Source organism: Vibrio sp. Vb1337, assembly GCF_033338715.1.
In the GTDB taxonomy this organism is placed as follows: domain Bacteria; phylum Pseudomonadota; class Gammaproteobacteria; order Enterobacterales; family Vibrionaceae; genus Vibrio; species Vibrio alginolyticus.
This window is the reverse complement of the sequence record NZ_JAWOTD010000206.1, coordinates 1-1136: the sequence shown is the minus strand read 5'-3', so window position 1 is coordinate 1136 and position 1136 is coordinate 1. Positions and strand designations below refer to the sequence as shown.

The 1136-nt window shown below is 40.5% G+C and carries 1 protein-coding gene; it reads right to left on the bottom strand.

The window, feature by feature from the left end; genetic code table 11:
• Positions 1 to 442: 442 nt before the first annotated feature.
• The coding region (gene fghA / locus R7E42_RS25065; RefSeq protein WP_318073249.1) for an S-formylglutathione hydrolase at positions 443 to 1136 on the bottom strand (694 nt) is incomplete at its 5' end.

The following is a 1136-nucleotide window of genomic DNA, read 5'->3' as shown; positions in this document are numbered from 1 at the left end:
ACGCCCTTTTGTTTTTTATTCTTTTTACCGAGCTAGAACAAAAAGTTGCTAGCGGTAAATTATTTATGATTTTAATGACAAAGCCAACCGTATGAGATTTTATAATATGTTATGTTTGAAAAGTAACTGTAGGTTTACTTCACGTCAAGGTTCTTTAGTGACTTCTTAATTAAAAGGTCATTAAAAAGAAATTATTATCGAGTTATATGACGATTTAACGTCATTTAGCCGAATTTCAATGAAAATCCATACCATTCTCACTTAATGAACTCTCGCTCAGAATTAACATTGAATTTAAGATTTAAATAATGAGCTCAACATGTTTGGTGTACGTTGGATTTTATTGGAATAATTGCACTTATTTATTAAATACGTCATACAATAAAGCCACCTAATTTGGTGGCTTTATTTTTATATATCATCAAGTTATTTTCATTGTTATTCACGCAAATAAGTATTTTGCGTGAAAGTTTAAATGATTGTCTATAAAGCTCGATATAAAGTAATAACTGTGGTCGTAGCCAGATTGCATTCTCAGATTCAATTCTGAACCGTGTTGTTTTGCTGCGGCTAATAAGACTTCCGGTTTGAGTTGCTCACTCAAGAAACCGTCCGCATCGCCTTGATCAACCAAAATTGGTAAGGGTGATTTTTCTTTCTTCAAAAGCTCACTTGCATCGTATTGCTTCCAACTTTCGATATCAGTGCCCAAGTAAGCGGTGAATGCTTTTTGTCCCCACGGACACTGCATTGGGTTGCTGATTGGGCTAAATGCTGAAATCGAGCGGTATAGTGTCGGATTCTTAAGGCCAATGGTGAGCGCACCGTGTCCGCCCATGCTGTGGCCAGAGATTGATTTCACATCCGATACTGGGAAGTTGGCTTCGATGATGGCTGGCAGCTCTTGCGTGACGTAGCCGTACATATGGTAATGCAGTGACCACGGTGCTTGAGTGGCGTTGAGGTAAAAGCCTGCGCCTTGGCCTAAGTCGTAACTTGCATCATCGGCAACGCCTTCACCACGCGGGCTGGTGTCCGGAGCAATGATGGCAATCCCAAGTTCTGCCGCCATACGAAATGCGCCCGCTTTCTGCATAAAGTTTTCATCGGTGCAGGTTAAGCCCGACAACCAGTAC